At 62.9% G+C, this 24,266-nt stretch carries 26 protein-coding genes; 14 read left to right on the forward strand and 12 right to left on the reverse strand.

The genetic code is table 11. The features are described 5' to 3' along the window. Positions 1 to 111: 111 nt before the first annotated feature. Positions 112 to 846, reverse strand: a complete 735-nt coding sequence (locus GTP58_RS26295) for a methyltransferase domain-containing protein (RefSeq protein WP_229215754.1) — start codon at positions 844 to 846, stop codon at positions 112 to 114. Between the two features lie 94 nt (positions 847 to 940). Here GTP58_RS26295 and GTP58_RS26300 point away from each other — a divergent pair, with 94 nt between their 5' ends. From GTP58_RS26300 to fdhD, 9 genes are all read left to right on the forward strand, one after another. Next, complete coding sequence (locus GTP58_RS26300; protein WP_161079973.1) at positions 941 to 1,216, forward strand: hypothetical protein; 276 nt, start codon at positions 941 to 943, stop codon at positions 1,214 to 1,216. 14 nt (positions 1,217 to 1,230) lie between these two features. Then, a complete protein-coding gene (locus GTP58_RS26305; RefSeq protein ID WP_161079974.1) occupies positions 1,231 to 2,409 on the forward strand; it encodes a GGDEF domain-containing protein in 1,179 nt (392 codons plus the stop codon). A gap of 81 nt (positions 2,410 to 2,490) precedes the next feature. After that, positions 2,491 to 3,945: a Ppx/GppA phosphatase family protein gene (locus GTP58_RS26310; protein WP_072786554.1), complete on the forward strand. Its 1,455-nt coding sequence runs from the start codon at positions 2,491 to 2,493 to the stop codon at positions 3,943 to 3,945. 48 nt (positions 3,946 to 3,993) lie between these two features. Then, positions 3,994 to 4,731 (forward strand): ABC transporter substrate-binding protein, encoded by a 738-nt coding sequence (locus tag GTP58_RS26315; protein ID WP_229215755.1) that lies wholly within the window; start codon positions 3,994 to 3,996, stop codon positions 4,729 to 4,731. Beyond that, positions 4,667 to 7,393, forward strand: coding sequence for an ATP-binding protein (locus GTP58_RS26320; RefSeq protein ID WP_229215756.1), 2,727 nt, complete (start codon positions 4,667 to 4,669; stop codon positions 7,391 to 7,393). Before GTP58_RS26315 ends, GTP58_RS26320 begins: the two co-directional genes overlap by 65 nt. After that, positions 7,390 to 7,767, forward strand: coding sequence for a response regulator (locus tag GTP58_RS26325; RefSeq protein WP_161079977.1), 378 nt, complete (start codon positions 7,390 to 7,392; stop codon positions 7,765 to 7,767). The genes GTP58_RS26320 and GTP58_RS26325 overlap by 4 nt, the downstream gene beginning before the upstream one ends. A gap of 38 nt (positions 7,768 to 7,805) precedes the next feature. Then, positions 7,806 to 8,324: a hypothetical protein gene (locus tag GTP58_RS26330; RefSeq protein WP_161079978.1), complete on the forward strand. Its 519-nt coding sequence runs from the start codon at positions 7,806 to 7,808 to the stop codon at positions 8,322 to 8,324. A gap of 97 nt (positions 8,325 to 8,421) precedes the next feature. Further along, positions 8,422 to 9,192 (forward strand): GNAT family N-acetyltransferase, encoded by a 771-nt coding sequence (locus tag GTP58_RS26335; RefSeq protein ID WP_072786561.1) that lies wholly within the window; start codon positions 8,422 to 8,424, stop codon positions 9,190 to 9,192. 56 nt (positions 9,193 to 9,248) lie between these two features. Next, on the forward strand, positions 9,249 to 10,058 hold the full coding sequence (gene fdhD, locus GTP58_RS26340; RefSeq protein ID WP_161079979.1) for a formate dehydrogenase accessory sulfurtransferase FdhD: 810 nt from the start codon (positions 9,249 to 9,251) through the stop codon (positions 10,056 to 10,058). Between the two features lie 6 nt (positions 10,059 to 10,064). On the opposite strand, the gene GTP58_RS26345 is transcribed toward fdhD, so the two are convergent. From GTP58_RS26345 to GTP58_RS26360, 4 genes are all read right to left on the reverse strand, one after another. Continuing rightward, positions 10,065 to 10,481 carry a GNAT family N-acetyltransferase gene (locus tag GTP58_RS26345; RefSeq protein WP_161079980.1) on the reverse strand — a complete coding sequence of 139 codons (417 nt, stop codon included), beginning with the start codon at positions 10,479 to 10,481 and terminating at the stop codon, positions 10,065 to 10,067. Positions 10,482 to 10,503: 22 nt separating this feature from the next. Then, a complete protein-coding gene (locus GTP58_RS26350; RefSeq protein ID WP_072786566.1) occupies positions 10,504 to 10,974 on the reverse strand; it encodes a hypothetical protein in 471 nt (156 codons plus the stop codon). A gap of 179 nt (positions 10,975 to 11,153) precedes the next feature. Further along, complete coding sequence (locus GTP58_RS26355) at positions 11,154 to 11,573, reverse strand: hypothetical protein (protein ID WP_161079981.1); 420 nt, start codon at positions 11,571 to 11,573, stop codon at positions 11,154 to 11,156. Further along, positions 11,570 to 13,867: an FdhF/YdeP family oxidoreductase gene (locus GTP58_RS26360; RefSeq protein ID WP_161079982.1), complete on the reverse strand. Its 2,298-nt coding sequence runs from the start codon at positions 13,865 to 13,867 to the stop codon at positions 11,570 to 11,572. The genes GTP58_RS26355 and GTP58_RS26360 overlap by 4 nt, the downstream gene beginning before the upstream one ends. Positions 13,868 to 13,910: 43 nt before the next feature. Here GTP58_RS26360 and GTP58_RS26365 point away from each other — a divergent pair, with 43 nt between their 5' ends. The 4 genes from GTP58_RS26365 to GTP58_RS26380 all read left to right on the forward strand — a co-directional run bounded on the left by GTP58_RS26365 (position 13,911) and on the right by GTP58_RS26380 (position 17,053). Beyond that, a complete protein-coding gene (locus tag GTP58_RS26365) occupies positions 13,911 to 14,198 on the forward strand; it encodes an ArsR family transcriptional regulator (protein WP_161079983.1) in 288 nt (95 codons plus the stop codon). Between the two features lie 84 nt (positions 14,199 to 14,282). Next, a complete protein-coding gene (locus tag GTP58_RS26370) occupies positions 14,283 to 14,750 on the forward strand; it encodes a nuclear transport factor 2 family protein (RefSeq protein ID WP_072786573.1) in 468 nt (155 codons plus the stop codon). Positions 14,751 to 14,753: 3 nt separating this feature from the next. Then, positions 14,754 to 15,308, forward strand: coding sequence for a TetR/AcrR family transcriptional regulator (locus GTP58_RS26375; protein ID WP_161079984.1), 555 nt, complete (start codon positions 14,754 to 14,756; stop codon positions 15,306 to 15,308). Between the two features lie 47 nt (positions 15,309 to 15,355). Next, positions 15,356 to 17,053 (forward strand): bifunctional diguanylate cyclase/phosphodiesterase, encoded by a 1,698-nt coding sequence (locus GTP58_RS26380; protein WP_161079985.1) that lies wholly within the window; start codon positions 15,356 to 15,358, stop codon positions 17,051 to 17,053. Here GTP58_RS26380 and GTP58_RS26385 read toward each other — a convergent pair. Next, complete coding sequence (locus GTP58_RS26385; protein WP_161079986.1) at positions 17,045 to 18,232, reverse strand: DUF1501 domain-containing protein; 1,188 nt, start codon at positions 18,230 to 18,232, stop codon at positions 17,045 to 17,047. The genes GTP58_RS26380 and GTP58_RS26385 overlap by 9 nt on opposite strands. A gap of 10 nt (positions 18,233 to 18,242) precedes the next feature. Continuing rightward, positions 18,243 to 19,781 carry a DUF1800 domain-containing protein gene (locus GTP58_RS26390; RefSeq protein WP_161079987.1) on the reverse strand — a complete coding sequence of 513 codons (1,539 nt, stop codon included), beginning with the start codon at positions 19,779 to 19,781 and terminating at the stop codon, positions 18,243 to 18,245. Positions 19,782 to 19,949: 168 nt separating this feature from the next. Here GTP58_RS26390 and GTP58_RS26395 point away from each other — a divergent pair, with 168 nt between their 5' ends. Continuing rightward, on the forward strand, positions 19,950 to 20,552 hold the full coding sequence (locus GTP58_RS26395) for a YdeI family protein (protein WP_161079988.1): 603 nt from the start codon (positions 19,950 to 19,952) through the stop codon (positions 20,550 to 20,552). Between the two features lie 128 nt (positions 20,553 to 20,680). Here GTP58_RS26395 and GTP58_RS26400 read toward each other — a convergent pair whose 3' ends face one another. The 5 genes from GTP58_RS26400 to GTP58_RS26420 form a co-directional block, all read right to left on the reverse strand. Then, complete coding sequence (locus GTP58_RS26400; RefSeq protein WP_008447145.1) at positions 20,681 to 20,968, reverse strand: hypothetical protein; 288 nt, start codon at positions 20,966 to 20,968, stop codon at positions 20,681 to 20,683. Between the two features lie 177 nt (positions 20,969 to 21,145). Further along, positions 21,146 to 21,829, reverse strand: coding sequence for an ABC transporter ATP-binding protein (locus GTP58_RS26405; protein ID WP_072786584.1), 684 nt, complete (start codon positions 21,827 to 21,829; stop codon positions 21,146 to 21,148). After that, the gene (phnE, locus tag GTP58_RS26410) at positions 21,829 to 22,620 is read right to left on the reverse strand and encodes a phosphonate ABC transporter, permease protein PhnE (protein ID WP_161079989.1); all 792 of its coding nucleotides are present in this window, start codon (positions 22,618 to 22,620) and stop codon (positions 21,829 to 21,831) included. The genes GTP58_RS26405 and phnE overlap by 1 nt, the downstream gene beginning before the upstream one ends. After that, positions 22,617 to 23,444 carry an ABC transporter permease gene (locus tag GTP58_RS26415; protein ID WP_161079990.1) on the reverse strand — a complete coding sequence of 276 codons (828 nt, stop codon included), beginning with the start codon at positions 23,442 to 23,444 and terminating at the stop codon, positions 22,617 to 22,619. Before GTP58_RS26415 ends, phnE begins: the two co-directional genes overlap by 4 nt. After that, positions 23,444 to 24,262, reverse strand: a complete 819-nt coding sequence (locus GTP58_RS26420; RefSeq protein WP_161079991.1) for a phosphonate ABC transporter ATP-binding protein — start codon at positions 24,260 to 24,262, stop codon at positions 23,444 to 23,446. The genes GTP58_RS26415 and GTP58_RS26420 overlap by 1 nt, the downstream gene beginning before the upstream one ends. Positions 24,263 to 24,266 lie beyond the last annotated feature (4 nt).

A 24,266-nucleotide genomic window follows, 5' to 3' on the forward strand; every position in this document is an offset into this window, starting at 1 on the left:
TTCCAGAGGCAAGAGTGGCTGGACACGGGCAGAAGCTGGGGCCGCAGGGTTGATTCTAGTGTGTCACAAAAAATGTCCCGCCGACAGACGCATGTGTCAAATAACCACGGTCTAGGCGCGGCGCAATTTCAGCACCACCCAGTGCGCCAGCAGACGGTTGAGCAGCGGCAGCGCCAGGCCGCCGGTGCGCGCCACCTTGCGCTGCATGGCCATGGCGGGCGAGTGGCCGCCGCCCTTGACGGCAAACAGGATGCGGTTGTTGCCGGCAATGCCGGGAAACCAGCAGATGTGACCGTGGAAGGTCTGGCGCAGGCGCCGCAGCATGGTGGTGTAGAGCGGATCGTAGCTGAAGATATTGGTCACCATCACGCCGCCGGGGCGCAGGGCGCGGCGGCAGTCGGCGTAAAAGCTGGCGCTGCCCAGCGCGGGCGGCAGGCCGTCGGCGTCAAAACCGTCCACCAGCAGCACGTCGGCACTGTTGTCCAGTTGTGACATGTAGGTCACGGCATCGGCCTGGATCACCTGGAAACGGGCGTTGTCGCGCGGGATGGCGAACTGCTCGCGCAGCGCGATCACGTCCGGGTTCAGTTCCAGCACCGTGATGCGGGCTTGCGGCAGGTAGCGGTAGCAAAACTTGGCCAGCGAGCCGCCGCCCAGGCCCACCATGACGATGTGGCCGGGCTGGGGGTGAAACAGCACGAAGCACATCATGGCGCGCACATAGCTGAGCACCAGATCGTCCGGGCGCGACAGGCGCATCTCGCTTTGCACCATGCCGGGCTGGAATTCCAGCAGGCGTTTGTCGCCGTGCGTGCGGACTTGGGGGCGGTGGATGGGAGGCGTCAAGTTTTGTTGTATGGTGGATTTACCCAGGGAATTTATAGTAGCATGGCGTTAGCACAGGCCCGCCCCTCTGGCGGCCAACTTGGAGAGAGATACGATGTTTTTAGACCACCCAACGCTTACCGCCACCAACAGCTTTACCGAGCCGGACCGCCTGGAGCGCCTGAGCCGCGTCTACGGCTACGTGGCGGCCCTGGCTGACCTGGCCGGCAAGCAGAGCTTTATCGAAAAAGTCAGCCAGCTGCACGACCACAAAGGCACGCTGATCGTGTTCTGGCACGATGCGCCGACCGAAGACGAAAAAGCCTACTTCACCCAAGCCTGGGCCAGCAAGATGGGCGATGGCAGCAGCAACGTCGAGCACGAGGTCTGACCCCGGCTGCGGTCATGGATACAAAAACCTTGCTGTTGGCGCTGGCACTGGGCAATCTGAGCCTGTGCGCAGCGCTGTTCTTTTTTGCGCTCGAAGCACGCCGCAGCGGTCAGGCGGCGCGTGTCCATGCCACCTGGGCCTGGGCCAAGCAATGCCAGGCCGTGGCCTGGGGACTGTTGTATTTCCGCGGCGTTCTGCCGGATTTTCTGACCATCCCGTTTGCCAATGCCGTGCTGTTTGCCGGGTTTGCGCTGGATGCGTCCGCGCTGTGGGAGCAGGCCGGCCGCCGCGTGTGGCGGCAATACCTGCTGCCGGCGCTGGGCGCGGCCATCGGCGTGTACGTCGGCGCCTGGCTGCTGCAGCTGCCCGCCGGCGGGCGGATTGCGATTGCCTCGGTGGCGGCGGGCTTTTTCTTCCTGGCTGGTACCGCCGCGCTGGGACGGGGCTGGAGCAGCGGCACCCTGTTGCGCCGTTATCTGGTGGTGTCCATGCTGGTGTTGACCGCTGCGGTGGTGGCGCGCGGCCTGTGGTCCCTGTTGCCGGAGGGCGTCAGCTGGCTGAATCCCTCGGTGGTGCAGGGCGCGGGACTGGGCGCGCTGTACCTGATGATGCTGGGGAACGCCTTCGGCTACCTGCTGCTGGCGCGCGAGCAGGCGCAGGGCGAGCTGGCGCGGCTGGAATCGGTGGATGCGCTGACCGATGTGCCTAACCGCCGCGGCTTCTACCAGGTGCTGACGCCGTGGATTGCGCTGGCGCGCCGTCCCGGCACGCCGACCGCGCTGATTATCCTGAACCTGGACCAGTTCAAGCGCGTCAACGACAGCTATGGCCATCCGGCCGGCGACATGGTGCTCAAGGCCATGGTCGACGTATGCAAAAAACAACTGCGCGACTCCGACCAGATGGGCCGCCTGGGCGGCGCCGAATTTGCCATCCTGCTGCCGCGCACCGCGCTGGAAGATGCCAGTATGGTGGCCGAGCGTATCCGCAACGCCGTGGCGGCGCTGCCGGTCAAGGCGGAAAAGGCCATCATCAGCATGACCGCCAGCCTTGGCGTGACGGTTATCCGTGCCGAAGACAGCACTGTAAGCCTGTTCAAGCGCGCCGACGAGGCGCTGCAGGCGGCCAAGCAGGCGGGCCGCAACCGTGTGGTAGAAGCGCAAAACAGCGGTACCATGGAAGCCTGGTCATGAAGCTGTCACAAAGACGGCTTATCGTGCTTATAATGGTGTAAATCGTTTAGTCAGATTTTTAGCGCGGAGCCTTCCTTTCATATGTATGCAGCAGTAGACCTGGGTTCCAACAGTTTTCGCCTCCACATCGGCAAGCATGATGGCGAGGCCATACGCGTCCTGAAAAGCGTGCGCGAGCCGATACGTCTGGCCGCTGGGCTGGACAAGGACGGTAACCTGACGCCGGCCGCCATGCAGTCGGCGCTCAACTGCCTCAAAAATTTCCGCATCGTGCTGGCCGCCTACAAGCTGGACGCCGTGCGCGTGGTGGCGACGTCCGCGATGCGCGTGGCGCGCAACTCCGCCGCCTTTTTGCCGGAGGCCGAACTGGCCATCGGCTACCCGATCGAGATTATCTCCGGCGAGGAAGAGGGGCGCCTGATCTACATGGGCGTGGCCCATGCGGTAGCTCTGCCGGGCGAACGCCGCCTGGTCATCGACATCGGCGGCGGCTCCACCGAGCTGATACTGGGCCGTGGCCAGGAAATTGAACGGGTCGAGTCGTTCAGCGTGGGCACCGTCAAGCAAAGCCTGTCGTTCTTCATCGGCGGCCGTGTGGACGCGCCCTCGTTTGAAGCGGCCATCCTGTCGGCGCGCAGCCATTTCGAGGATGCGGCGCCGCCGTATCATCCGCAGTTCTGGAAGCAGTGCTACGGCTCGTCCGGCACGGCGCGCACGATCGCCGACATCATCATCAAGAACGGCCTGGGACGTGAAGTGAATGCGGACTCGCTGGAGGCGCTGAAACAGCACTTCATCACCTGTGGCCACATCAGCAAAATCGATATGGCGGGCCTCAAGCCGGACCGCGCGTCCACCATCATCGGCGGCCTGGCGATCCTGATTGCGCTGGTGAGCGAGCTAGATATCCCGGTCGTGATACCGATTGAAGCCGGCCTGCGCATGGGCGTTATGTGGGACTTGCACCTGCGTTCCACCAAGCGTGACCGCCGCGAACAATCGGTGCAAGGCTGTATGCAGCGCTTCCACGTCGATGAGCGCCGCGCCCACCGTGTGGCCAACGATGCGCTGGCACTGTATGCGCAGACCAAGCCGGCCTCTGAGCAGTACGGCCGCCATCTGTACTGGAGCGCACTGCTGCACGAAATGGGCATGGTGGTGTCGCACACGGGCTATCACAAGCATGCCGCTTACATTATCGAGAATGCCGACCTGCCGGGCTTCACGGCGCGCGAACAGCGCACCATGAGCCGCCTGATCGTCGGCCACAAGGGCAACCTGCGCAAGGTGGCCGAGGTGCTGACCGATCCCGATTTCGCCAAGGCGATCGTGGCGCTGCGCCTGTCGGTGCTGTTCATGCACTCGCGTATCGATATCGACTTCACGCAGATCAAGCTGCGCTTCAAGAGCCGTATCGAGCTGGAGATCCGCCGCGAATGGGTGGCGGAGCATCCGACCCTGTCCTATTGGCTGGAGAAGGAACAGGAGCAGTGGGACGAGGTGGGTGTAGACTTCAGCATCCGAACCAGCGGCTAACCAGGAGGCCCTATGAGCGGCAGGATTACTTGCTATTGCGCTTGCATCTTGCTAGTCCTGTCCTTGCCTTTGCCTGCTGCGGCAAGGGAAACCATCAAGCTGTGTTTTGAAGCGCAGGACGTGAAGCCGTGGCGTACGGAGCAGGGCGGCGGCCTCAATTTCGACCTGCTCAAGCTGGTCGAGCAGCGGCTCGACATCCAGTTCGATTTTCAAAGCATTCCGTGGAAGCGCTGCCTGGCGCAGCTCAAGGCCAATGCGGTCGATGGCGCGTTTGCCGTCAGCTATAAACCGGACCGGCGCGAGCTGGGGGAATATCCGGGCGGCGAAAACATCGACGCCGGCAAACGCATGCACACCGATACCTATGTAGTCCTGCGCCGCAAAGGCAGCAAGGTGGAATGGGACGGCAAGCATTTCACCAATCTGGATGGCGCCATCGGCTTCCAGCTGGGCTACTCGGTGGGCGATGTGCTGCGCGCGCAGAATCTGGAAGTGGACGAGGGCAGCCAGCGGGCCGACGAACTGGCGCGCAAGCTGCTGGCCGGCCGCCTGGCTGCGGCAGCGGTTGGCGGCAGCGATGCGGCGGGCCTGATGCGCGGGCCACTGGCATCGAAGCTGGAACAACTGCCTATCCCCATCATCGAAAAACCGTATTTCCTGATCCTGTCGCATGCGCTGGTGGCCTCCCGGCCGGAGCTGGCGGCAAGTATCTGGAACGCGATTGAACAGGCGCGCAACAGCCCGGGCTACAAAAAGCTGGCGCAAGCCCAAGGAGTTCGCCATTGACCCGCTGGACAAGGTATTGAACGATGGCGGCGGTCCGCTGTCGCAGCTACGTCTGGCATGGCGCCGCAATATCCTGCTGCGGCTGGGGTTCGGGATCTTCCTCGCGGTGGCGATTTCCACCGCCATTTACACCACGTACGTGATGCAGTCGCTGCGCCGCGAGGCGGAGCAGAACCTGGGTGAACGCGCCGAACGGCTGGCGGCGGTGCTGTCGCAGGCACTGGCGCGGCCGCTGTTCGACATCAATAGCGCGGCGGTATCCAGCGTGGTGGACGCTTCCGGCGCCACGCCGGAAGTGCTGGTGCTGCGCGTACTGGGGCCGAATGGCGTGGAGCTGGCCAGCTATGTGTCGCCGATGAAGGAGCCGGTGGCGGCGATCCATGTGCGGCGCCAGATCAGCTTTAGCGATGCGCGCCGCAGCTATCCGGTCGGCTCCATCGACCTGGCGTATTCGCGCCAGCAGATGGATAACGATTTGCAGCGGCAGATCGTCAATACGGTGGCCGCCAACCTGCTGCTGGCGCTGGCGATCGTGCTGTCCATCTTTATTGTCGGGCGCCGTGCGGCGCGGCCGTTTGCCGACATCCGCACCGGCCTGGAAAAGCTGACGCGCGGCGAGACGGACATCAAGCTGTCCGGCATCGGCCGCGTCGACCAGGTGGGGCGCCTGTCGGACGCCGTACTGCGTTTTCGCGATACGCTGACGCGCCTGCGCGATGCCGAGCGTGAGTTGCGCGACCTGAACGCGGAGCTGGAACAGCGCATCGCCACGCGCACGGCGGAACTGACGCGCACCACGCAAATCGCCCACGACAGCCAGGCCAAGCTGCAAACCATCGTCGATACGGCGCTGGATGCGGTGGTACGCATGGATCTGGACGGGCGTATCGTCGGCTGGAACCGTCAGGCGGAGGTGATCTTTGGCTGGCAGCGCGAGGAGGCGCTGGGACTGGACCTGGACAAGACCATCATTCCGCCGCGCTTCCGTTACGACCACCGGCGCGGCATGCAGCGTTATCTGACCGGCGGTACCAGCGGCGTGCTTGATACGCGCATCGAGGTGTATGCCTTGCGCCGCAATGGCGAGGAATTCCCCATCGAGCTGGCGATTACGCGCGTGAAGACCGAGGAGCATGACAGTTTTGAATTCTGCGCCTTTATCCGCGACATCAGCGAACGCCGCGAGCGCGAGCAGAAGCTGGTCACCGCCAATGTGATGGCGGAAGCGGCCAATATCGCCAAGTCGGAATTCCTGGCCAATATGAGCCACGAGATCCGCACGCCGATGAGCGCCGTGATCGGCATGGCCTACCTGGCGCTGCGCACCGAACTGACGCCGCGTCAGCACGATTACATCAGCAAGATTCACCGTGCGGCCCTAACGCTGCTGGGCATCATCAACGACATCCTGGACTTTTCCAAGATCGAGGCGGGGCGGCTGGAAGTGGAGGCGATTCCGTTCTCGCTGGAGGATGTGCTGGTCAACGTCAACAGCGTGACCGCGCAGCGTGCGGCCGACAAGCGGTTGACCTATGTGATTAACGTGGCGCCGGAAGTGCCGCGCTATCTGGTCGGCGATCCGCTGCGCCTGGGGCAGGTGCTGATTAATCTGGTCAATAACGCCGTGAAGTTTACGCTGGAAGGAAAGCTGGAGCTGCGGTGCGAGCTGCGCGGCGAGCGTGACGGCAAGGTGCTACTGCGCTTCACGGTCCAGGACACCGGCATCGGCATGACGCCGCAGCAGAAGTCGCGCCTGTTCCGCGCTTTCAGCCAGGCCAATGGTTCGACCACGCGCCAGTTTGGCGGCACCGGCCTGGGGCTGTCGATTTCGCAGCAGCTGGTGCGGCTGATGGGCGGGAATATCGATGTCGAGAGCGAAGTCGATCGCGGCTCGACCTTCTGCTTTGACCTGCCGTTCACTGAATCTGACGCGGCGGCGCTGGCGGTGCAGGACGCGCTGCATCACGGGCCGGCCGGCGAGTTGAAGCTGGATGCCTCGCCACGCCGCACCGCGCGCGTGCTGCTGGCGGAGGACAGCGAGGATAACCAGGACGTCACGCGCGAGCTGCTGCAGCTGCAAGGGCTGGATGTGGAGGTGGTCGCCAACGGCAAGGAAGCGGTGGAGCGCTTAATGGCCGCCGGTCCGCTGGCTTATGATCTGGTGCTGATGGACCTGGGCATGCCGGTGATGGATGGCCACCAGGCCACGCGCCTGCTGCGCATGGACAGCCGCTTCAGCGCGCTGCCGATCATCGCCGTCACCTCGAATGCGCTGGCTGGCATACGGGCACGCTGCCTGGAGGAGGGCATGCAGGACTACCTCACCAAGCCGATCGATCCGCAGCGTCTGTACACGGTGCTGTCACGCTGGCTGGGCATGTCAATGAAGGTGATTCCACCAGTGCCGCCGGCGCAGGAGATGGCCAGCGGAGATGCTTGCGCCACGCTAGCCGATGCGCGCCATGCCTTGCGCGAGCTGGCGGCGCTGGTGGGAGAGTTCAGCGGCGAGAGCGTGGACTATTTCGAGCGCACGCAGGCCTGCCTGGCGACCGTCCTGTCTTCGCAGGAGCTGGCGCGGCTGAATCATCTTATGGAGCAGTACGAGTTTGCGGCGGCAGGAAAACTGCTGGCCGACGCGATCAGGAACCAGGAGACACCATGAATGCCCAGAACAACCGCCGCACAGTGCTGATCGTTGACGATACGCCGGACAACATCACCTTGCTGTCCAATCTGCTCAAGGACAAGTACAACACCAAGGTCGCCACCAGCGGCGCGACGGCCTTGCAGATCGTGGCATCGTCCAAGGTGGACCTGATCCTGCTGGACATCATGATGCCGGACATGGATGGCATAGAGACCTGCCGCCGCCTCAAGGCCGATCCGGGCAGCAGCGCGATACCGGTGGTTTTCCTGACGGCGAAAAGCCAGCAGGAGGACGAATCGCTGGGGCGCAGCGCCGGTGCGGTGGACTTCCTGCGCAAACCGGTGAATCCCGACTTGTTATTCGCCCGCGTTGCTGCGCACCTGAAATGATATATACTATTTATATTGTTGATTAAAATGGAGTAGAAATGGTTACCAAAGCAGCCCCAAAAACCGCCGCCACCAAGACCACCACCGCCAAACCAGCGGTGAAACCCGCCGCCCGGCCAGCCCCAAAAGCGGCTGCGCCCAAGGTAGCACCGAAAGCGGTTGCCAAGCCGGCGCCGAAAGCTGTACCGAAGGCCGCTGTCAAACCGGCGCCCAAGGCTGTGCCGAAAGCCGCTCCCAAGGCTGCGCCAAAAGCCGCGCCGAAAGCCGTCGCCAAGCCGAAAGCCGCACCCAAGGCCGCCGTCAAGCCAGCTACTCCTGAAGTGAAAGTCAAAGTTCAGAAAGAAAAACTGGTACGTGACAGCTTCACCATGCCGGAAGCCGAATATGCGGTGCTGGGCCAGGTGAAGAAAGCCGCGCTGAAAGCCGGTTTTGAAGTCAAAAAGAGCGAACTGCTGCGCGTGGGCGTGGCGCTGATCTCGCAAATCGACCTGGCGACGCTGAAAAACGTGCTGGCTGGCCTGCCGCAGCTGAAGACCGGCCGCCCTAAAAAGAGCTGATTAAAAAACAACATGTCATGAAAATGACATTCCTTTGTCATTTTCTTGAAAAATTCGATGGTTACGCTTGCTTCGTCTTCCACAGAAAGGATGAAGCATGCAAACCTCGATCATACAAGCGGACGCCCGAGCAACGTCCGGCAAGCTGGTACTCAGTATGGCAAGCACGCCGGAAGAACTGCGCGAAGTTCAACGCCTGCGCTACAAGGTGTTTATTGAATCCATGGGCTTGAGCGCACTGCAACGTGCCGATGGCCTGGATAGCGACGAATTCGACGAGCACTGCGATCACCTGATCGTGCGTGACTCCGACACCCTGATGGTGGTCGGCACCTACCGTCTGCTGAGCGCCAACCGCGCCCGCAAGCTGGGCCGCCTGTACTCCGAAGGCGAGTTCGATCTGGGCCGCCTGAACAACATCCGCAACCGCATCGTGGAAGCCGGCCGCGCCTGCATCCACCCGGATTACCGCGGCGGCAGCGTCATCATGCTGCTGTGGTCCGGCCTGGCCGAATACATGCGCCGCGAGAACGCCGAGTTCCTGGTCGGCTGCGCCAGCATTTCGCTGGCTGATGGCGGCCACAATGCCGTCGCCGTGTACCAGCAACTGATCGCGAAAAACCTGGCGCCGATCGAATACCGCGTGACCCCGCATCTGCCGTTCCCGTTCTCCAAGCTGGAAGCTGCGCAGAAACCGCAAGTGCCAGCGCTGCTGAAAGGCTATATGCGTTCGGGCGCATGGATCTGCGGCGAACCGGCCTGGGATCCTGATTTCGAAAGCGCCGACCTGTTCCTGCTGATGCCGCTGGCGAATCTGGATTCGCGCTACGCCCGCCACTACGGCGTAAGCGAACTGCAGGCCGCCTGACGCGCGCATCCGGCCCCGTGTAGAATAAGCCGTTGTGCTTATTCTGCGGGGCTGTGATGAAGTTGGATCTGGATAGTGATAAAGCGGGCTTTCAAGAGCGCCCGATAACGCGCCATCAAGGCGCGCAGGCCCGCAGCCTGGTCGATGCCGTGGTTGAGGAAGTGCCCGTGGCACTGGTCTTCAATGGCCTCTCGCATGCCGTCATGATGGTCACGCCGCGTGACCTGCAGCCGTTTGCCATGGGCTTTGCCCTGACCGAAGGGCTGGTCGCCAAAGCGTCCGATATTTTCGATATTGAAGTGCGCGAGCATGCGCGCAGCTTTGAGCTGGACATCACCATCGCCACCGGGGATTTCGTCCAGCTCAAGCAGCAGCGCCGTTCAATGGCGGGCCGCAGTGGCTGCGGCGTGTGCGGCATCGAAAGCCTGGCGTTGCTGGATTTGCAGCCTGAACGCATTGTCGCCGCGCCCTTGCATGCGGACGGCGGCATGCAGCCGGCCATCGCGATCGCCGTGTCGCAACTGGGGCAGTATCAGGACCTGATGCGCGCCACCGGCGGTGTGCATGCCGCCGCATGGTGCGACGCCAGCGGCAACGTGCTGCGCGTATGCGAGGATGTGGGCCGTCACAATGCCCTGGACAAGCTGATTGGCCATCTGGCGCTTGACGGCGTGGACATGCAGCGCGGCTTCGTCTTCATGTCCAGCCGCGCCAGTTATGAGCTGGTGCGCAAAGCGGCGCGCATGCATATTCCCATGCTGGCCACCATCTCCGCCCCGAGCACGCTGGCGATCGACATTGCCATCGAAGCGGGCATCAAGCTGGTGAGCTTCTGCCGCCAGGACGGCTGCGTCGAATACACCTGAATTCAATCACGGGCGGCGGAAAAAAATCAGCTCGGGGTCGCCGTCGTCGAGATTGTCGATCTGCCCACTCGGCTCGAACCCCAGTTTCTCAAACATGCTCCGCATCGCGGCGTTGGAGGCGTTGGTGGAGCTGAATAGCTTCGAGGACGGGACTTGGGATTGAATATGGCGGATGATCGCAGCGCCCAGTCCCAGGCGACGGAAGGCGGCACCCACCATGACCATCTCGATAAACGGCTGTCCAAAGAATTGCGTGGTCAGTACGCCATACGCGGCAACCGTGCCACTGATCTCGGCCACATGGCAGTCGGCGGATGCCAGCCAGTGACGGATCTGATCGCAACGCTCCGGCGCCTCTGCCGCCACAGTGTCGATCGCGCACAGCGCTGTGTGGTCTTCAATTGTCGCCGGCCGAATCTTCATATCCGTGGTCGTACTCCGATGCTTATTTTTTCGCGCGTGTAGACAACGCCACGATGGCAGCACCTGCGGCCAGGACCAGCGCGTCTTCGATCAAGCCGCTGCGGGTCTGGCCGATGCGCGCCATGGCCTGCTTGCGGCCCGCCAGCGTCATGTAGGCCAATGGCACTGCAGTGGCGACGGCAACTGCGGCGCCGGCTTTTTCGCGGCCTTGTGGCGCCAGCGCTGCCCCGGCGATGCCCGCGCTCATCACGCGTGCCAACAGGCCGAGGAAGACGGTGCGGTCAGGTGCAGTCTTCATTTTGTCGCCAAACAGCTCTCCGACACCCATGGCCAGCGCGCCAAATTTAAACAAAGGCCGGTCCAGCAGGAACAGTTCGCCGGTGGTGTCACGGTCGGCCAGGCGGGCGGCCGAAATGGTGGCCATCGGCGTCATGGAACGCGCACTGGCAACGGCGCCGATCAGGGCGGAGGAGAGCAGGCTAGGGTTCTTCATCTTGATTGACTCCCAAAGTAGTTTTTCGCATCACTCTACCTTAGGAGCTATTTCAGATTCCATCTGTTAGATGAACCACGCAACCTGGCCGAGGTCAGGCAAAAAAGCGCGACCGCTGCACATTGGAACCCATGTCGCAGTTGATGCAAGAAATGACGCGGGCTTTTTCATGGCTGGCCTCACAGTTTGACGTACTCGGCCTCTGCCACGTTATAGACCATCACGATGCCCGTTGAATTGACTTGATAGCGGTCGCGCACAGGCGCTACGGCTGGATCTCCGCCACATCTGTCGTCGTGTATTTCACGCGCGGCAAACTCCCATAGCTCGGCTGCCGGCATACCGGGAGCGTCGTTTTCGCTGGCAAAGGCAAGGCAGTCCAGATCGGCGATCTTGTGCTGCTTCAGCGCAGACAGCAGCAGTTCCAGCGCCTGGTTTTCGGTGATCTGCGCAGGTGCCAGAGGTTTGCTGGCCTTGACCCTGGTGTGCGCGGCCGGCGCCGCCTTGGGCGGCTCGGGTGTGCGGGAGCATGCCAGCAGCAGGGCGGCAAGGCAGAACAACGCGGCGCGTTTTGTGTATGACGTGTTGATCGTGTTCATGCCGCTGCGCGCTCCAGCAGTACCGGGATCGATTTCGAGGTTGGGGTGCCGGCGCCGTCGGCGGTGCTGTGCAGTGGCACCAGGCCATTGGTCTCCGGGAAGTAGGAACCCAGGCAGCCGCGCGGGATGTCGTATTCCACCAGCAGGAAGTCGTCGGCGCGGCGCACCACATCGTCGTCCCATACGCTGACCAGATTGACGTGCTCACCATCCTTGAAGCCCAGCAGGGCCAGGTCGTCCTTGTTGATGAACACCACGCGGCGCAGGCCGAATACGCCGCGATAGCGGTCGTCCATGCCGTAGATGGTGGTGTTGTACTGGTCGTGCGAACGGGCCGTCATCAGCGTCATCAGGCGATCGCCGTGCTTGGCGCGGGCGCGGTGGATCGGCGTGTCGGTGTCTACCGCGTGCGGCACGAACTGGGCGCGGCCCGTCGGCGTGCGCCATTCGCGTTCGCGCGAAGCCACGCGCAGATGGAAGCCGCCCGGATGCGCCACGCGCGCGTTGAAGTCGTGGAAGTCGTCAAAGACTTTTTCGATCATCTCGCGGATGCTGGCGTAGTCGGCGCCGCGCGCCAGCCAGTCGACCTGGCCGCTGCCCAGCGTGGCGTGCGCCAGTTGGGCGACGATCATCGTCTCCGACAGCAGCTCGGGCGAGGCGGGCTTGTTCATGCCGTAGGACAGGTGCACCATGCTCATCGAGTCTTCCACCGTCACGCCTTGCGGCACGCCGTTCTGCAGGTCGATCTCGGTGCGGCCCAGCGTCGGCAGGATCAGCGCTTCCTTGCCGATCACCAGCTGGCTGCGATTGAGCTTGGTGGCGATTTGCACCGTCAGGTCGCAGGCGCGCAGCGCGTCGAAGGTGAGCGGCGTGTCCGGCGTGGCCATGACGAAATTGCCGCCCAGGCCCAGGAAGACTTTGACGCGGCCATCCAGCATGGCCTGGATGCTGTCCACCGTGTCCAGCCCATGTTCGCGCGGCGGCTCGAAGTTGAACACCTTCTGCAGGCGGTCGAGGAAGGCCTTGGCCGGCTTGTCCTCGATGCCCATGGTGCGGTCGCCCTGCACGTTGGAGTGGCCGCGCACCGGGCACAGGCCCGCGCCCAGGCGGCCGATCTGCCCGCGCATCATCATCAGGTTGGACAGCATCTGGATGGTTTTCACCGCGCCCTTGTGCTGGGTCAGGCCCATGCCCCAGGTGCTGATGACTTTCTCGCCCTTGATGAAGATGTCGGTGAGCTGTTCGATCTGTGTGCGCGGCACGCCGGATTCGGCCAGCAGCTCGTCCCAGCTTTGCGCGCGCAGGTCCTGTTCGAAGGCCTCGTAGCCGCTGGTGTGGCGGGCGATGAATTCACGGTCGAGCACACTGGCCTGGCCGGCCGCCAGCGCTTCGTCGTCGCGCTCCACCAGGCGCTTGGCCATGGCCTTGATGAGCGCAAAGTCGCCCGCCAGTTTAGGCTGGATGAATAGGTTGCTGATGGTGGTGCTGGCGCCGGTCAGCATTTCCACGGCGTGGGCCGGGCTGGTGAAGCGCTCCAGGCCGCGCTCGCGCAGCGGATTGATGGAGACGATGGTGGCGCCGCGCCGTGCGCAGTCGCGCAATTCGTTCATCATGCGCGGATGGTTGGTGGCCGGATTCTGGCCGAAGATCAACAGCGTGTCCGCATGCTCGAAGTCTTCCAGCGTCACCGTGCCTTTGCCGACGCCGACGGTGCCCGGCAGGCCGCGGCTGGTCGGCTCGTGGCACATATTCGAGCAGTCCGGGAAGTTGTTGGTGCCGTACATGCGCACGAACAGCTGGAACAGGAACGCCGCCTCGTTGCCGGTGCGGCCGGAGACGTAGAAGGTGGCCTGGTTGGGATCGGGCAGGGTGTTGAGGTGCCGGGCCATGAGCTTGAAGGCATCGTCCCAGGCGATCGGCACGTATTTGTCGCTGGCGGCGTCGTAGACCATGGGATCGGTCAGGCGGCCGTGCTGTTCCAGTTCATAATCCGACTGCTTGAGCAGTTCGGTCACCGTGTGGGCGGCAAAGAAGTCCGGCGTCACGCGCTTGCTGGTGGCTTCGGCGGCGACCGCCTTGACGCCGTTCTCGCAGAATTCAAAGGTGGACGCGTGCTCGCGGTCCGGCCAGGCGCAGCCCGGGCAGTCGAAACCGTCCGGCTGATTCTGCTTCAGCAGGGTACGGTAGTTGCCAGCGGTGACCTTCTCGCGCACCAGGTTGATGGCGACCTGTTTTAATGCCCCCCAGCCGGCGGCGGGATGGGTGTAGGCTTGTATATGCCCGTCTTTACTCATATTGCATCCGGTAAACTTTTTCTATGCCCCAGTATAGTGCAGAATGATAAATCTGTTAACCGAACTTAAGCTTATGGACGATGAAGTGATGGCCGCGCTGGCCGGTGTGATCGAAGCGCTCTGGCGCATTCAGCAGGAGTGGCCGGACAAATCCTGCTCGCTGGCCAAGCTCAGCAAGCAAACCCAACGCCCGATGAGCGTGCTGCGGCGCCAGCTCAGTGCGTTGGAAGAGGCGGGCCTGATTGCGCTGGCGCTGGACGATGGCGGCGTCACCGGCACGGTCCAGCTCAGCGCCGCCGGCGCGCAGATGGCGGCCGAACTGTTTTCCTGACTTGATTTCAGCGCTTGCAATCCTGGACGCGGAGGTCTACACTTGTTGTACTGATTGGTACAATTACGTTGAAAGGTCTCTACCATGTCCCGTCCGCCACTACCTCCCTTCACGCTGGAAAGCGCTGCGCAAAAAGTCCGTCTGGCCGAAGATGGCTGGAATACCCGTCAACCGGAAAAGGTCGCGCTGGCCTACACGGAAGACTGCGCCTGGCGCAACCGTGGCGAGTTCGTCACGGGCCGCGCGGAAATTATCGGCCTGCTCAAGCGCAAATGGACGCGCGAGCTCGAATACCGCCTCATCAAGGAATTGTGGGCGCATGACGGCAACCGCATTGCGGTCCGCTTCGCCTACGAATACCATGACGATTCCGGCCAGTGGTATCGCGCCTACGGCAACGAAAACTGGGAGTTCGCGGCAGATGGCCTGATGCAGCGCCGTCTGGCCAGCATTAACGAACACCCAATCGCTGCCAGCGAGCGCAAGTTCCACTGGGATATCAACGCACCGCGCCCGGCTGACCATCCGGGACTCAGCGATTTTGGTTTTTAAGACATGCCACGTGTAATGGGAGAGCGCAGCGACGCCGTGCCGCTGCTGGCCGAAGTGTTCCGTACCTACGGTTTTGAAGGCGCCAGCCTGGCGCGGATCACCGAGGGGACGGGGCTGGGCAAGGGCAGCATCTATAACTTCTTCCCGGGCGGGAAGGAGGAGATGGCCGAGGCGGTGCTCAAGGACATCGACAGCTGGTTCCGCGAGCAGGTGTTCCAGCCGCTGCGCCATGCGGCCGACGCCTCGCAGGGCATCGGCGAGATGTTCAGGGCGGTCGAGCGCTACTTCCTGTCTGGCCGCAAGGTGTGCCTGGTGGGCGTGTTCGCGCTGGGGCATGAGCGCGACCGCTTTGCCGCCCGCGTGCAGTCGTATTTTGCCGAATGGGTGCTGGCGCTGACCACCGCGCTGGAACGCGGCGGCCGCGATAGCCACACCGCGCTGGCGCTGGCGGAAGACGTGGTGGGCGGGATCCAGGGCGCGCTGGTGCTGGCGCGCGCGGCCGACGAACCGGCGCTGTTCACGCGCGCGCTGGAGCGCATGCAACAACGCCTGGATTGAACTTGTTGGGGGCTGGCGCGTCCAACTAGATTTAAGGCGGACTCGCCATGCCCCTTCCGATTGCCCCCGGCCTGCCGCCGGACTTGCTGCTGCGGCAGATTTATATGCACCTGAGCGACTATGCGGTGTTCAGCGCCGACACCCAAGGTCAGGTAACCAGCTGGAACTTGGGCGCCAGCCTGATTTTTGGCTATGCCGCCGAGGAAATGCTGGGGCGCAGCGCGGAGGATCTGTTTACCATCGCCGACCAGGTTGACGGCGAACCACAAAGTGAAATGCAGCAGGCGCGCGCGAGTGGCCGTGCCGGCAATTTCCGCTGGCACCAGCGCAAGGACGGTTCCCTGTTCTGGGCCGATGGGGTGATGACGCTGATCGCGGGCGATGATGGCGAGCCTTTGGGCTACCTCAAAATCCTGCGCGACATCACCGAGCGCAAGCTGGCCGAGGACCAGATCCTGCGGCTGGCCACACTGGACGTGCTGACCAGCCTGGCCAACCGCGCTGACTTTGACACACGGCGCTCGGAAATGGTGGCGCTGGCCGAGCGCACCGGCCAGCTGCTGCTGTTGCTCATGATCGACCTGGACCACTTCAAGGAAGTCAACGATGTGCTGGGCCACCAGGCTGGCGACCAGATGCTGCAAATGGTGGCGCAGCGCATCCGTCGAGTGAGCCGCGAGAGCGATTATGTGGCACGGCTGGGCGGCGATGAATTCGCGCTGCTGCAGCTGCATCCGCCGTCGCCCGCGAGCGGGGGGACGCTGGCTGAAAAGCTGCTGCAGGAACTCGCGCAACCTTTTACGATCGATGGCCACGAAACCAAGATCAGCGCCAGCATCGGCATTGCCGTGTGCCCGGGGGATGCCGTCAATCCCGACGAGCTGCTCAAGAAAGCCGACCTGGCGCTGTATCACGCCAAGCATTCCGGCCGCAACTGCTACCACTATTACACCCATGCGCTGGACGAGATCGCGCACCGCAAGAACGCCGACCACAACGAACTCAAACGGCTGATGCACAACGGTGGCTGCGGCATCGTGTACCAGCCGATACTCGATGCCAGCGGCCGCACCGCCGCCATGGAAGCGCTGCTGCGCCTGCCCGGTTATCTGGGGCGGCAGCCGGTCGAGTATGCCCTCGGGCTGGCCGGCGAGATAGGCTTGCTGCCGGAGCTGGGCATCTGGGTCACGCGCAAGGCTTGCGCCGAGCTGCGGCGCTGGCGGGATGCCGGCGTGGCGGACGTGCGGATCTGCATCAATACCTGCGCCAAGGAGCTGCGCGACCAGGGCTTTCTGTGGCAGCTCTACCTGGCGCTGCGGGACAATGACCTGTCGGCGGCGGATGTCGAAATCGAGTTGACGGAACGCGATGCCATCGAGCTGGAAAGCACCGGCAGCAAGGTGATCGAGCAGTTGCGGGTGCGCGGTTTCACGCTGTCGCTGGACGATTTCGGCACCGGTTATTCCTCGCTCAGCTACCTGCGCACGCTGCCGGTCAGCACCCTCAAGCTCGACAAGAGCTTTTTGAAGGAAGTGCCTGAACACACGGACGCCAACGCAATCGTCAACACCGTGATCCGGCTCGCGCACGACCTGCGTCTGATGGTGGTTGCGGAAGGGGTGGAAAGCGCGGCGCAGGCGAATTTTCTGCGCGCCGCTGGCTGTAATGCGTTTCAGGGTTTTTTGTATTCGCGGCCGCTGGCCGCCGATGATGCGCTGGCCTGGCTGCTTGAAGGTTCACACTAGGCCCAGATCGCGCCCCTTGGTACCGAAGATGCTTTCCACCTGTCCCGCGTTCAGGCCGTACATGCGCGTCAACAGGCCGCCGAACATGGCGCGGTATTCGTTGAGCACCGGGTAGTCGCGGTTCTGGAACAGCGTCGGCTGCTCCAGCCGGACCTGTTCGCCATGCACCTTGCCGCCGTTGATGCCGCCGCCCAGCACCCAGTAGACGCTGCCATGGCCATGGTCGGTGCCGCGGTTGCCGTTCTCGCGGAAGGTGCGGCCAAATTCGCTGACCACCACCACCACCGTGTCTTTCCACTCCGGCCCCATCTCCTGCGCAAAGCCGGCCAGGCCTTTGCCTAATTCCTCCAGCCGGTTGGCCAGGTAGCCGGTGGCGTTGCCCTGGCCGACGTGGGTGTCCCAGCCGCCGACATCGACAAAGCCGATGTTGTAGCGGTCCTTCATGAGCTTGGCGATGCGGCGCGCTTCCAGTTCAAAGCCTTTGGCGGTGATGGCGTTGCGGTTGGCGGCGTCCATCTCGCCAACCATTTCCTTCATCACGTCTTCGCGCACGGTGAAGCCGTCGCGCACCTGTTGCGACAGTTTGGTGCCGTCGTACATGGCGGCGATCATCTTGGACTGGCGCGCATCGACTGCCGGTTTGGCGACGCTGCGCAGCGCAGTATTGGCCACCTGCAGGCCGCCCTGCATGATGAGCGGCAGCTGGTCGGTGAAGGAAATGGCGCTGGCGCGGTCGGCGCTCAGCGTCATGGCCAGGCGGTTGAGGAAGCCGGAACGGTAGTCGCGGCGGCGGTCCAGCGCCTGACCCAGCTCGATCGAATCCTGGGTTTCAAAGTGGCTGCGCGACAGGTCTTCGGTGCCGGCAAACGGCACGAACGCTGCCTGGCCCGCCGTAAACAGCGGATAGATGCTGTCACGGAGCGCCGGGTGCAGGCCCCAGTCGCTGTCGATGGGCAGCGCGGACTTGAGGTCGTCGCTGGGTTTGGCGATGGCGATATTCGGCCGTACCTGGTAGTAGTACTGGCTGGAGATGGGTACCAGCAGGCTGGTGGCGTCGTAGCCGCCGCGCATGAAGACGAACAGCAAACGGGTCTTGCTGGCGGGCGCGGCCCACAGCTGGCCGGCCATTGCCGCAGCAGGCAATGCGGCCAGGGATTTGATCAGGGTGCGGCGTTTCATCGTGCTTCTCCTAGCGGTTCATCAGTTCTGGCGATGACAGGAACAGCGTGTTCCATTCCTGCGGCGATGCCGCCTGCTCCAGCGCCTGGCGGGTGGCGGGCGCCAGCGATTTTTGCAGCGACTGGTAGTACAGCGCATTGGCCAGCTGCGGGAAGGCCGGTTTTTCCACGGGCTGCGTGCCTTCGCTCTTGAACAGGCCGGCCGCGCCGCTGCCGATGGCCTTGGCAATTTCAAAGCGCGTGGTCATCTGGCCGGGGCTGGCCCAGCCGGATTGCGTGAGCGGATAGCCGTCCGGCGTCTGGCGGCCATACAGCGGTTCGGCCATACGGTTCAGCCAGTTCAGCATGGGGCTGGTGTTGAGGATGATCTTGTCGTCATAGGTCAGGCGCACGGCCGACACCACGTAGTGCACCGGGTCCTTGAATTTGCTGCCCAGCGACTGCGTGAACTCCGGCGAGGTGAACATCACGCGCAGCACCGCGGCGATGTCGCCATCGGTGGCCTGGAACTGCGCGGCCATGCGCTCCACCAGCGACTGCGGCGGTTCGTCGGCGACAAAGTAAATCGCCAGCTTGCGGCTCACGTAGCGCGCGGTGGCGGGGTGGCGGCACAGGCGGTCCAGCGCCTCGTTGACTTCCGCCAGGCCACGGCCCTTGACGGTCTGGCCGAGGAAGACTTTGTCGCCGTAGTCATGGCGATTCGGGTTGAATTCAAACAGGCCTTTACGGACATACTGTTCCTGCTTGTCCTTGCGCACATTGGGCATCTTGTCGGTGAGGTTGACGCCGACGCCGGTCAGGATGCGCGCCAGCTGCTGCACATCGTTCTGGGTGTAGCCGCTGTCGACGCCCATGGTGTGCAGCTCCATGATTTCGCGCGCGTAGTTTTCGTTGATGCGGTTGGCGGCGTTCTGCTCGTTATCCAGGTAGCGGATCATGGCCGGATGATGCAGCGTGGCCGACAGCAGGTCGCGGAACTTGCCCAGCGCGTGCGGGCGGATCGCGGTGTCTTCGTAGTCGCTGACCAGCACGCGCAGATTGGCCTTGCCCTGATGGACATTGAAGTGGTTCATCCAGAACCACGTCATCTGTTCCTGCAACTGGTTGGGTGAATATAGGTCACGCAGCAGCGAGCGCGTGGCGGCTTCCTTGGCCAGCCGGTTCAGCTCCTGCTGGTAGGCGCGCTGCGCGGCTTTCTTGGCCTCGTCATCGGCCATGGCCTTGTCGTAGTCGCGGCGCTGGTTTTCCAGCTCCTCCACCAGCTGCGGCATGGATTTCTGTGAAATCGTCAGCGCATCGATCTGCGCCTGCGCGGCCGCAGGCAGCACGGCGGTGCCGGGACGCAGCTGCTGGTCGAGCCAGCGTTCGTAGCCCATCTTTTCGGCCTGCTGGTAGGTCGTGTTATTCACGCCCCAGGTGATGCGGTTCAAGGCGTTACTGAGCGCCACCGTATCGGCGGGCCGGGACACCGTCGGCGTGGTGGGGGCGGTGGCACAGCCAGCCAACAGCAGCAGGGCGGCCAGGGAGCGGGCGATAGGTTGAGTATGCATAGGCCCTAGGATATGCCAATTTGGGCCATGCGCTGTATGAAGTATGTGTATCGTGCAACGAAATGTTACGTACTCAACGCTGGTCAAATGAGTAGCTTGATACTAGGATGGTACGATAGCGCAGCGCCTGCTGGCGCGACCTCCAGAATACTTTTGACAAGATTGACCATGCCTACCACCGATCCACGCGTTGACGCCTACATTGCCAAGTCTGCCGAGTTTGCCCAGCCCATCCTGGCGCACCTGCGCGCGGTAGTGCATGCCGCCTGCCCGGAGGTGGAAGAGACCATGAAGTGGAGCTTTCCGCACTTTATGTACAAGGGCATGATGTGCAGCATGGCTGCCTTCAAGGCGCACTGTGCGTTCAACTTCTGGAAGGCGGAGCTGTTGATGGCGCGCGACGACATCAACCGCGAAGCCATGGGCCATTTTGGCCGCATTGCTGCGGTCAAGGATCTGCCGGCGAAAAAGGTCCTGGCCGGCTACATCCGGCAGGCCATGAAACTCAATGACGACGGCGTGTCCGCACCCGCACGCGCCAAGCCGGCAACGCCGCGGCCATTGCAAATTCCCGACGATCTGCACGCCGCGCTGGATGCCGTGCCTGCCGCGCGCAGACACTTTGATGCTTTCACTCCCGGCAAACAACGTGACTACGCCGACTGGCTCAACGAGGCGAAGACGGAAACCACGCGCGCGCGCAGACGTGAACAAGCCGTCGAATGGATCGCTGAAGGTAAGTCGAGAAATTGGAAATACGAGAAGTGCTAGTAACTGCGAAACTGCGACGAAACTACTGGCAGTAGCGTGTCAGCGGGGTTTGGGCTGGACGCTAAGGCGCTTAACTGGCGCCGGATACCGCATGCCGGCGCCTGGCATTGCGAGAACGGGATCGCCGTTCAATGCATTGACGCGGTTGACAGATCTTTCAGCTCGCGGATGCTGATATCTGATTTTTCATGCATACGCAGCAGGATCGTCGCACCAACTGCCAACTTCCGGTGCCGGATCTTGCTGATGATCGGTGGCTGAACTTCCAGCACCCGACACAACTCTGCATCGTTCTTCAAGTTCATCTTTTCGATCAAAGTGTCAAGAAGCTTGTTTGGGACAAAACTGGATGGCTCCAGCGCCCGCGCACGATTCATGGCTTCAATCAGTTCCAACTTTTTCTGCCGTACGTTCATGGTTTGCTCCTCCTTTGCTCTAAACGTTAATCAAAGTACGTTTCCCGGCAAGGCTAGCGCCCACACCCTTTCTGGTCTGAATGTGGTACGCGACTCAACATTCTTGATAACCATGCAAGTTAATTTCAATAATACTACGCGCGGTAAAAAAGTGCAGGGTTTAACAAATAAATTATGTTAGTTATTGCTCAAACGGGTTGACATTGTTGTTTCTTGTAACCCGTCTTTAGACAAAAGTAGGATTTTGTCTGTCATTTTTGCCGCATGTTGAGAATGTGTCACCATGATTGCACAGGCGCCGGTGGCTTTTATTTCACGTTGTAACAGGCTGAGGATGGCGTCCGCGGTATCTGGGTCAAGATTACCAGTTGGTTCATCAGCCAGCACCAGCGCCGGGCGGTGCACCAGGGCGCGGGCAATGGCGACCCGCTGCATCTGGCCTCCCGAGATCTGGTGCGGGAAATCATGTTCGCGTCCGCCGAGGCCGACAGCGTCTAGCATCTCCTTCGCGCGGTCGGTTGGCATGCCGTTAAGCAACAACGGCAGCGCTACATTTTGTAACAACGTTAAATGCGGCAGTACATGAAAGGCTTGAAAGATAAAACCCATGCGCGCGCGCCGCAATCGGGTGGCGGCATCGTCGTCGAGGCCGGACATGGCAATGCCGTCGACGATGATCGGTGACAGGCCCGGTTTGCTGTCCGGCACGTCCAGTCCGGCGATCAGATTTAACAATGTCGACTTGCCGACGCCGGAATCGCCCATGATGGAGACAAATTCTCCCGCCTTGAAGGTCCATGACAGTTCGTGCAGGACCGGGCGCTCGGCGTAGGATTTGGAAAGTTTGTTGAGTTCGAGCATTATCGTGTGAGTGTGCGGCGGAGGGCGAAGCTGGCGCCATCGACCAGCGCCACCAGCAATAGCATGGCGAGGATGACGGTGGCGGCCAGCGGCATCTGGAACAAAGACAGGTGGTATTTCAGCATCTGGCCCAAACCACCGGCGCCCACCACGCCCAGAATGGCGGCGGCGCGGATGTTGTTCTCCCAGCGGTACAGGGTGTAGGACAGCATCTGCGGCAAGGTTTGCGGCAGCGTGGCGTAGAGGAAGGCGCTGATGGCGCTGGCGCCGTTGGTGCGCAAGCTTTGCTCGGGCAGCGGCGCGGCGTTTTCCAGCGAGTCGGCAAACAGGCGGCCCAGCACACCGGCCGTGTGGGCGGCCAGTGCCAGCGTGCCGCCCAGCGGCCCCAGGCCGGCGGCGATCAGCATGACCGAAGCCCATACCAGTTCAGGAATCGAGCGCAGCACGTTGAGCAGCGCGCGCATTGCGGCGCGTGGCGCGGCGCCGAAGCGTCCGGAGGCGGGCAGCGAAAACGCCAGGCCGAAGAGTACGGCCAGCAGCGTACCGAGACCGGACATGGCCAGCGTCTCCACGGCGGCCCAGAAGGTTTTGGTGAGGAAGGGCAGGCCCGTCTCTGGCGGTGCGAAACCGCCCAGCAGTTCCAGCGTGCTGTTGACGGCTTCCACCGTGAAGAATTCGCGCCACTTCAGCGGCAGCGTGGCAAAGCTGGCGACAATGAGTACGGCCAGCATGGCCATCAGCACGATGACGGTCCAGTCGCGGCGCGGCGGCTTGGGCAGGTGCGGATTCATCCCAGCCTCCGGCGCAGCACTTTGGAGAACTGGTCGGCCAGCGCGACCAGCGCGACGAACACCAGCAGCATGGCGGCCACCTCCGACCCCGCCAGCATTTTCATCGATTCGTCCATGCGCTGGCCAAGACCGCCGGCGCCGACGAATCCCATCACCACTGAGCCGCGGATCGCGCACTCCCAGCGGTAGACGGTGTAGGACATGAGCTCTGAAGCCGCTTCCGGCAGCGCGCCATACAGCAGCGCAGACAGGCGCCCGCTGCCATTGGCGAGCAGCATATCGCTTGCGTGGGCATCGGAGGACTCGAGGATTTCAGCATAGACCTTGCCCAGCATGCCGCAGTAGGTCAGGGCGATGGCCAGCACGCCAGCTGTCGGCCCCAGTCCGATAATCCGCACAAACAGCAGCGCCCACACCAGTTCCGGCACGGAACGCAGCAGCACCAGCAGCCAGCGTACCGCCTGCCGTACGGCGCGGGCGGCCGGCCGCATGCGGCCCGTGCCCAGCGCGGATATCGACAGCTGTTCGTTGATGATCAGCGTGGCCGGGATGGCGCCCAGCAGGGCCAGCGTCAGGCCGGCCGTGGCAATGGCGACCGTGTTCCAGGTTTCACGCAGCAGCATGTCGAGGAATTCGGTGCTGTGCGCAGGGACCAGGAAGTCGGCCAGAAAACGCCCGGTCGCACGCAGGCTTTGTTCATCCAGCAGTATCCACGGCTTGAATTCGGTGACCACCAGCGTCGGCCACAGTACCAGCAGCGCGGCGACTATGGCGAGGATGCGGCCGCGCAGGGCGGGGTCGCGGTGTACGGACAGCGTGGCCATTACAAGCAGGCGCCCACGCCCAGTTTGACGGCCATGGCGTCATCATGCTGCGGCTTGCTGGCGGCGGGCGGTTCGCCCTGATACAGTGCGGCGATCATTTGCGGCGTGACCTGCGCGCGCGGCAGGTCAAATTCGATACGGCCATCGCGCAGCGCGACGATGCGCGGGAAGTGGCTCAGCGCCAGATCCACCTGGTGCAGGCTGCAAATCAGCGTGGCGCCGCGTGCGCCGGCTTCTTCGCGCAAGGTGGTCAGCGTGAGTTCGGACAGTGCCGGATCGAGTGCGGACAGCGGCTCGTCCACCAGCAGTGCCTTGGCCGGCGACAGCAGCAGGCGCGCCAGGCCGCAGCGCTGGCGTTCGCCGCCAGACAGGCGGTCAACCCGGGAATACAGTTTGTCGCCCAGATTAAAGCGCGACAGCGCCTGCCATGCGGCTTGCGGATCGGCGGGCTTGAACAGCGAGGCGAGTGCGCGCCACATCGACCATTGCGGCAGGCGTGCCGCCAGCACTGCCGTCACCACGCGCTGGCGTGGCGGCAGCGGCGGGGTTTGCGGCGCCAGGAACAACTGCGCGCGCAGGCGATGGCGGGCCGCTTCGCCCAGCGCCCACGGGTCGACGCCGAAGGCCTGAAAGCTGCCTTCGGCCGGCTTGTGGGACAGCGAGAGTGTCGCCAGCAGTGTGGTCTTGCCGGCGCCGGAAGGGCCGATCAGGGCCACTTGCTCGCCCTGTTCGATGGTCAGGTCAATCGCTTGCAGCGCGGACGCTGACGATGCGCCGAGGTGGCGCACCGTGAGGTTTTGCAGTTGATACGTTGGCATTGCA

The sequence above is a fragment of the Duganella sp. CY15W genome (genome assembly GCF_009857555.1).
In the GTDB taxonomy this organism is placed as follows: Bacteria; Pseudomonadota; Gammaproteobacteria; order Burkholderiales; family Burkholderiaceae_D; genus Rugamonas; species Rugamonas sacchari.

Excerpts from the sequence above, each read along its gene's own strand:
- GTP58_RS26300 (WP_161079973.1), top strand. The coding sequence starts at position 941 with ATGTTTTTAGACCACCCAACGCTTACCGCCACCAACAGCTTTACCGAG.
- GTP58_RS26305 (WP_161079974.1), top strand. The coding sequence starts at position 1,231 with ATGGATACAAAAACCTTGCTGTTGGCGCTGGCACTGGGCAATCTGAGC.
- GTP58_RS26310 (WP_072786554.1), top strand. The coding sequence starts at position 2,491 with ATGTATGCAGCAGTAGACCTGGGTTCCAACAGTTTTCGCCTCCACATC.
- GTP58_RS26325 (WP_161079977.1), top strand. The coding sequence starts at position 7,390 with ATGAATGCCCAGAACAACCGCCGCACAGTGCTGATCGTTGACGATACG.
- GTP58_RS26330 (WP_161079978.1), top strand. The coding sequence starts at position 7,806 with ATGGTTACCAAAGCAGCCCCAAAAACCGCCGCCACCAAGACCACCACC.
- GTP58_RS26335 (WP_072786561.1), top strand. The coding sequence starts at position 8,422 with ATGCAAACCTCGATCATACAAGCGGACGCCCGAGCAACGTCCGGCAAG.
- fdhD (WP_161079979.1), top strand. The coding sequence starts at position 9,249 with ATGAAGTTGGATCTGGATAGTGATAAAGCGGGCTTTCAAGAGCGCCCG.
- GTP58_RS26345 (WP_161079980.1), bottom strand. The coding sequence starts at position 10,481 with ATGAAGATTCGGCCGGCGACAATTGAAGACCACACAGCGCTGTGCGCG.
- GTP58_RS26350 (WP_072786566.1), bottom strand. The coding sequence starts at position 10,974 with ATGAAGAACCCTAGCCTGCTCTCCTCCGCCCTGATCGGCGCCGTTGCC.
- GTP58_RS26355 (WP_161079981.1), bottom strand. The coding sequence starts at position 11,573 with ATGAACACGATCAACACGTCATACACAAAACGCGCCGCGTTGTTCTGC.
- GTP58_RS26360 (WP_161079982.1), bottom strand. The coding sequence starts at position 13,867 with ATGAGTAAAGACGGGCATATACAAGCCTACACCCATCCCGCCGCCGGC.
- GTP58_RS26365 (WP_161079983.1), top strand. The coding sequence starts at position 13,911 with ATGATAAATCTGTTAACCGAACTTAAGCTTATGGACGATGAAGTGATG.
- GTP58_RS26370 (WP_072786573.1), top strand. The coding sequence starts at position 14,283 with ATGTCCCGTCCGCCACTACCTCCCTTCACGCTGGAAAGCGCTGCGCAA.
- GTP58_RS26375 (WP_161079984.1), top strand. The coding sequence starts at position 14,754 with ATGCCACGTGTAATGGGAGAGCGCAGCGACGCCGTGCCGCTGCTGGCC.
- GTP58_RS26380 (WP_161079985.1), top strand. The coding sequence starts at position 15,356 with ATGCCCCTTCCGATTGCCCCCGGCCTGCCGCCGGACTTGCTGCTGCGG.
- GTP58_RS26385 (WP_161079986.1), bottom strand. The coding sequence starts at position 18,232 with ATGAAACGCCGCACCCTGATCAAATCCCTGGCCGCATTGCCTGCTGCG.
- GTP58_RS26390 (WP_161079987.1), bottom strand. The coding sequence starts at position 19,781 with ATGCATACTCAACCTATCGCCCGCTCCCTGGCCGCCCTGCTGCTGTTG.
- GTP58_RS26395 (WP_161079988.1), top strand. The coding sequence starts at position 19,950 with ATGCCTACCACCGATCCACGCGTTGACGCCTACATTGCCAAGTCTGCC.
- GTP58_RS26400 (WP_008447145.1), bottom strand. The coding sequence starts at position 20,968 with ATGAACGTACGGCAGAAAAAGTTGGAACTGATTGAAGCCATGAATCGT.
- GTP58_RS26405 (WP_072786584.1), bottom strand. The coding sequence starts at position 21,829 with ATGCTCGAACTCAACAAACTTTCCAAATCCTACGCCGAGCGCCCGGTC.
- phnE (WP_161079989.1), bottom strand. The coding sequence starts at position 22,620 with ATGAATCCGCACCTGCCCAAGCCGCCGCGCCGCGACTGGACCGTCATC.
- GTP58_RS26415 (WP_161079990.1), bottom strand. The coding sequence starts at position 23,444 with ATGGCCACGCTGTCCGTACACCGCGACCCCGCCCTGCGCGGCCGCATC.
- GTP58_RS26420 (WP_161079991.1), bottom strand. The coding sequence starts at position 24,262 with ATGCCAACGTATCAACTGCAAAACCTCACGGTGCGCCACCTCGGCGCA.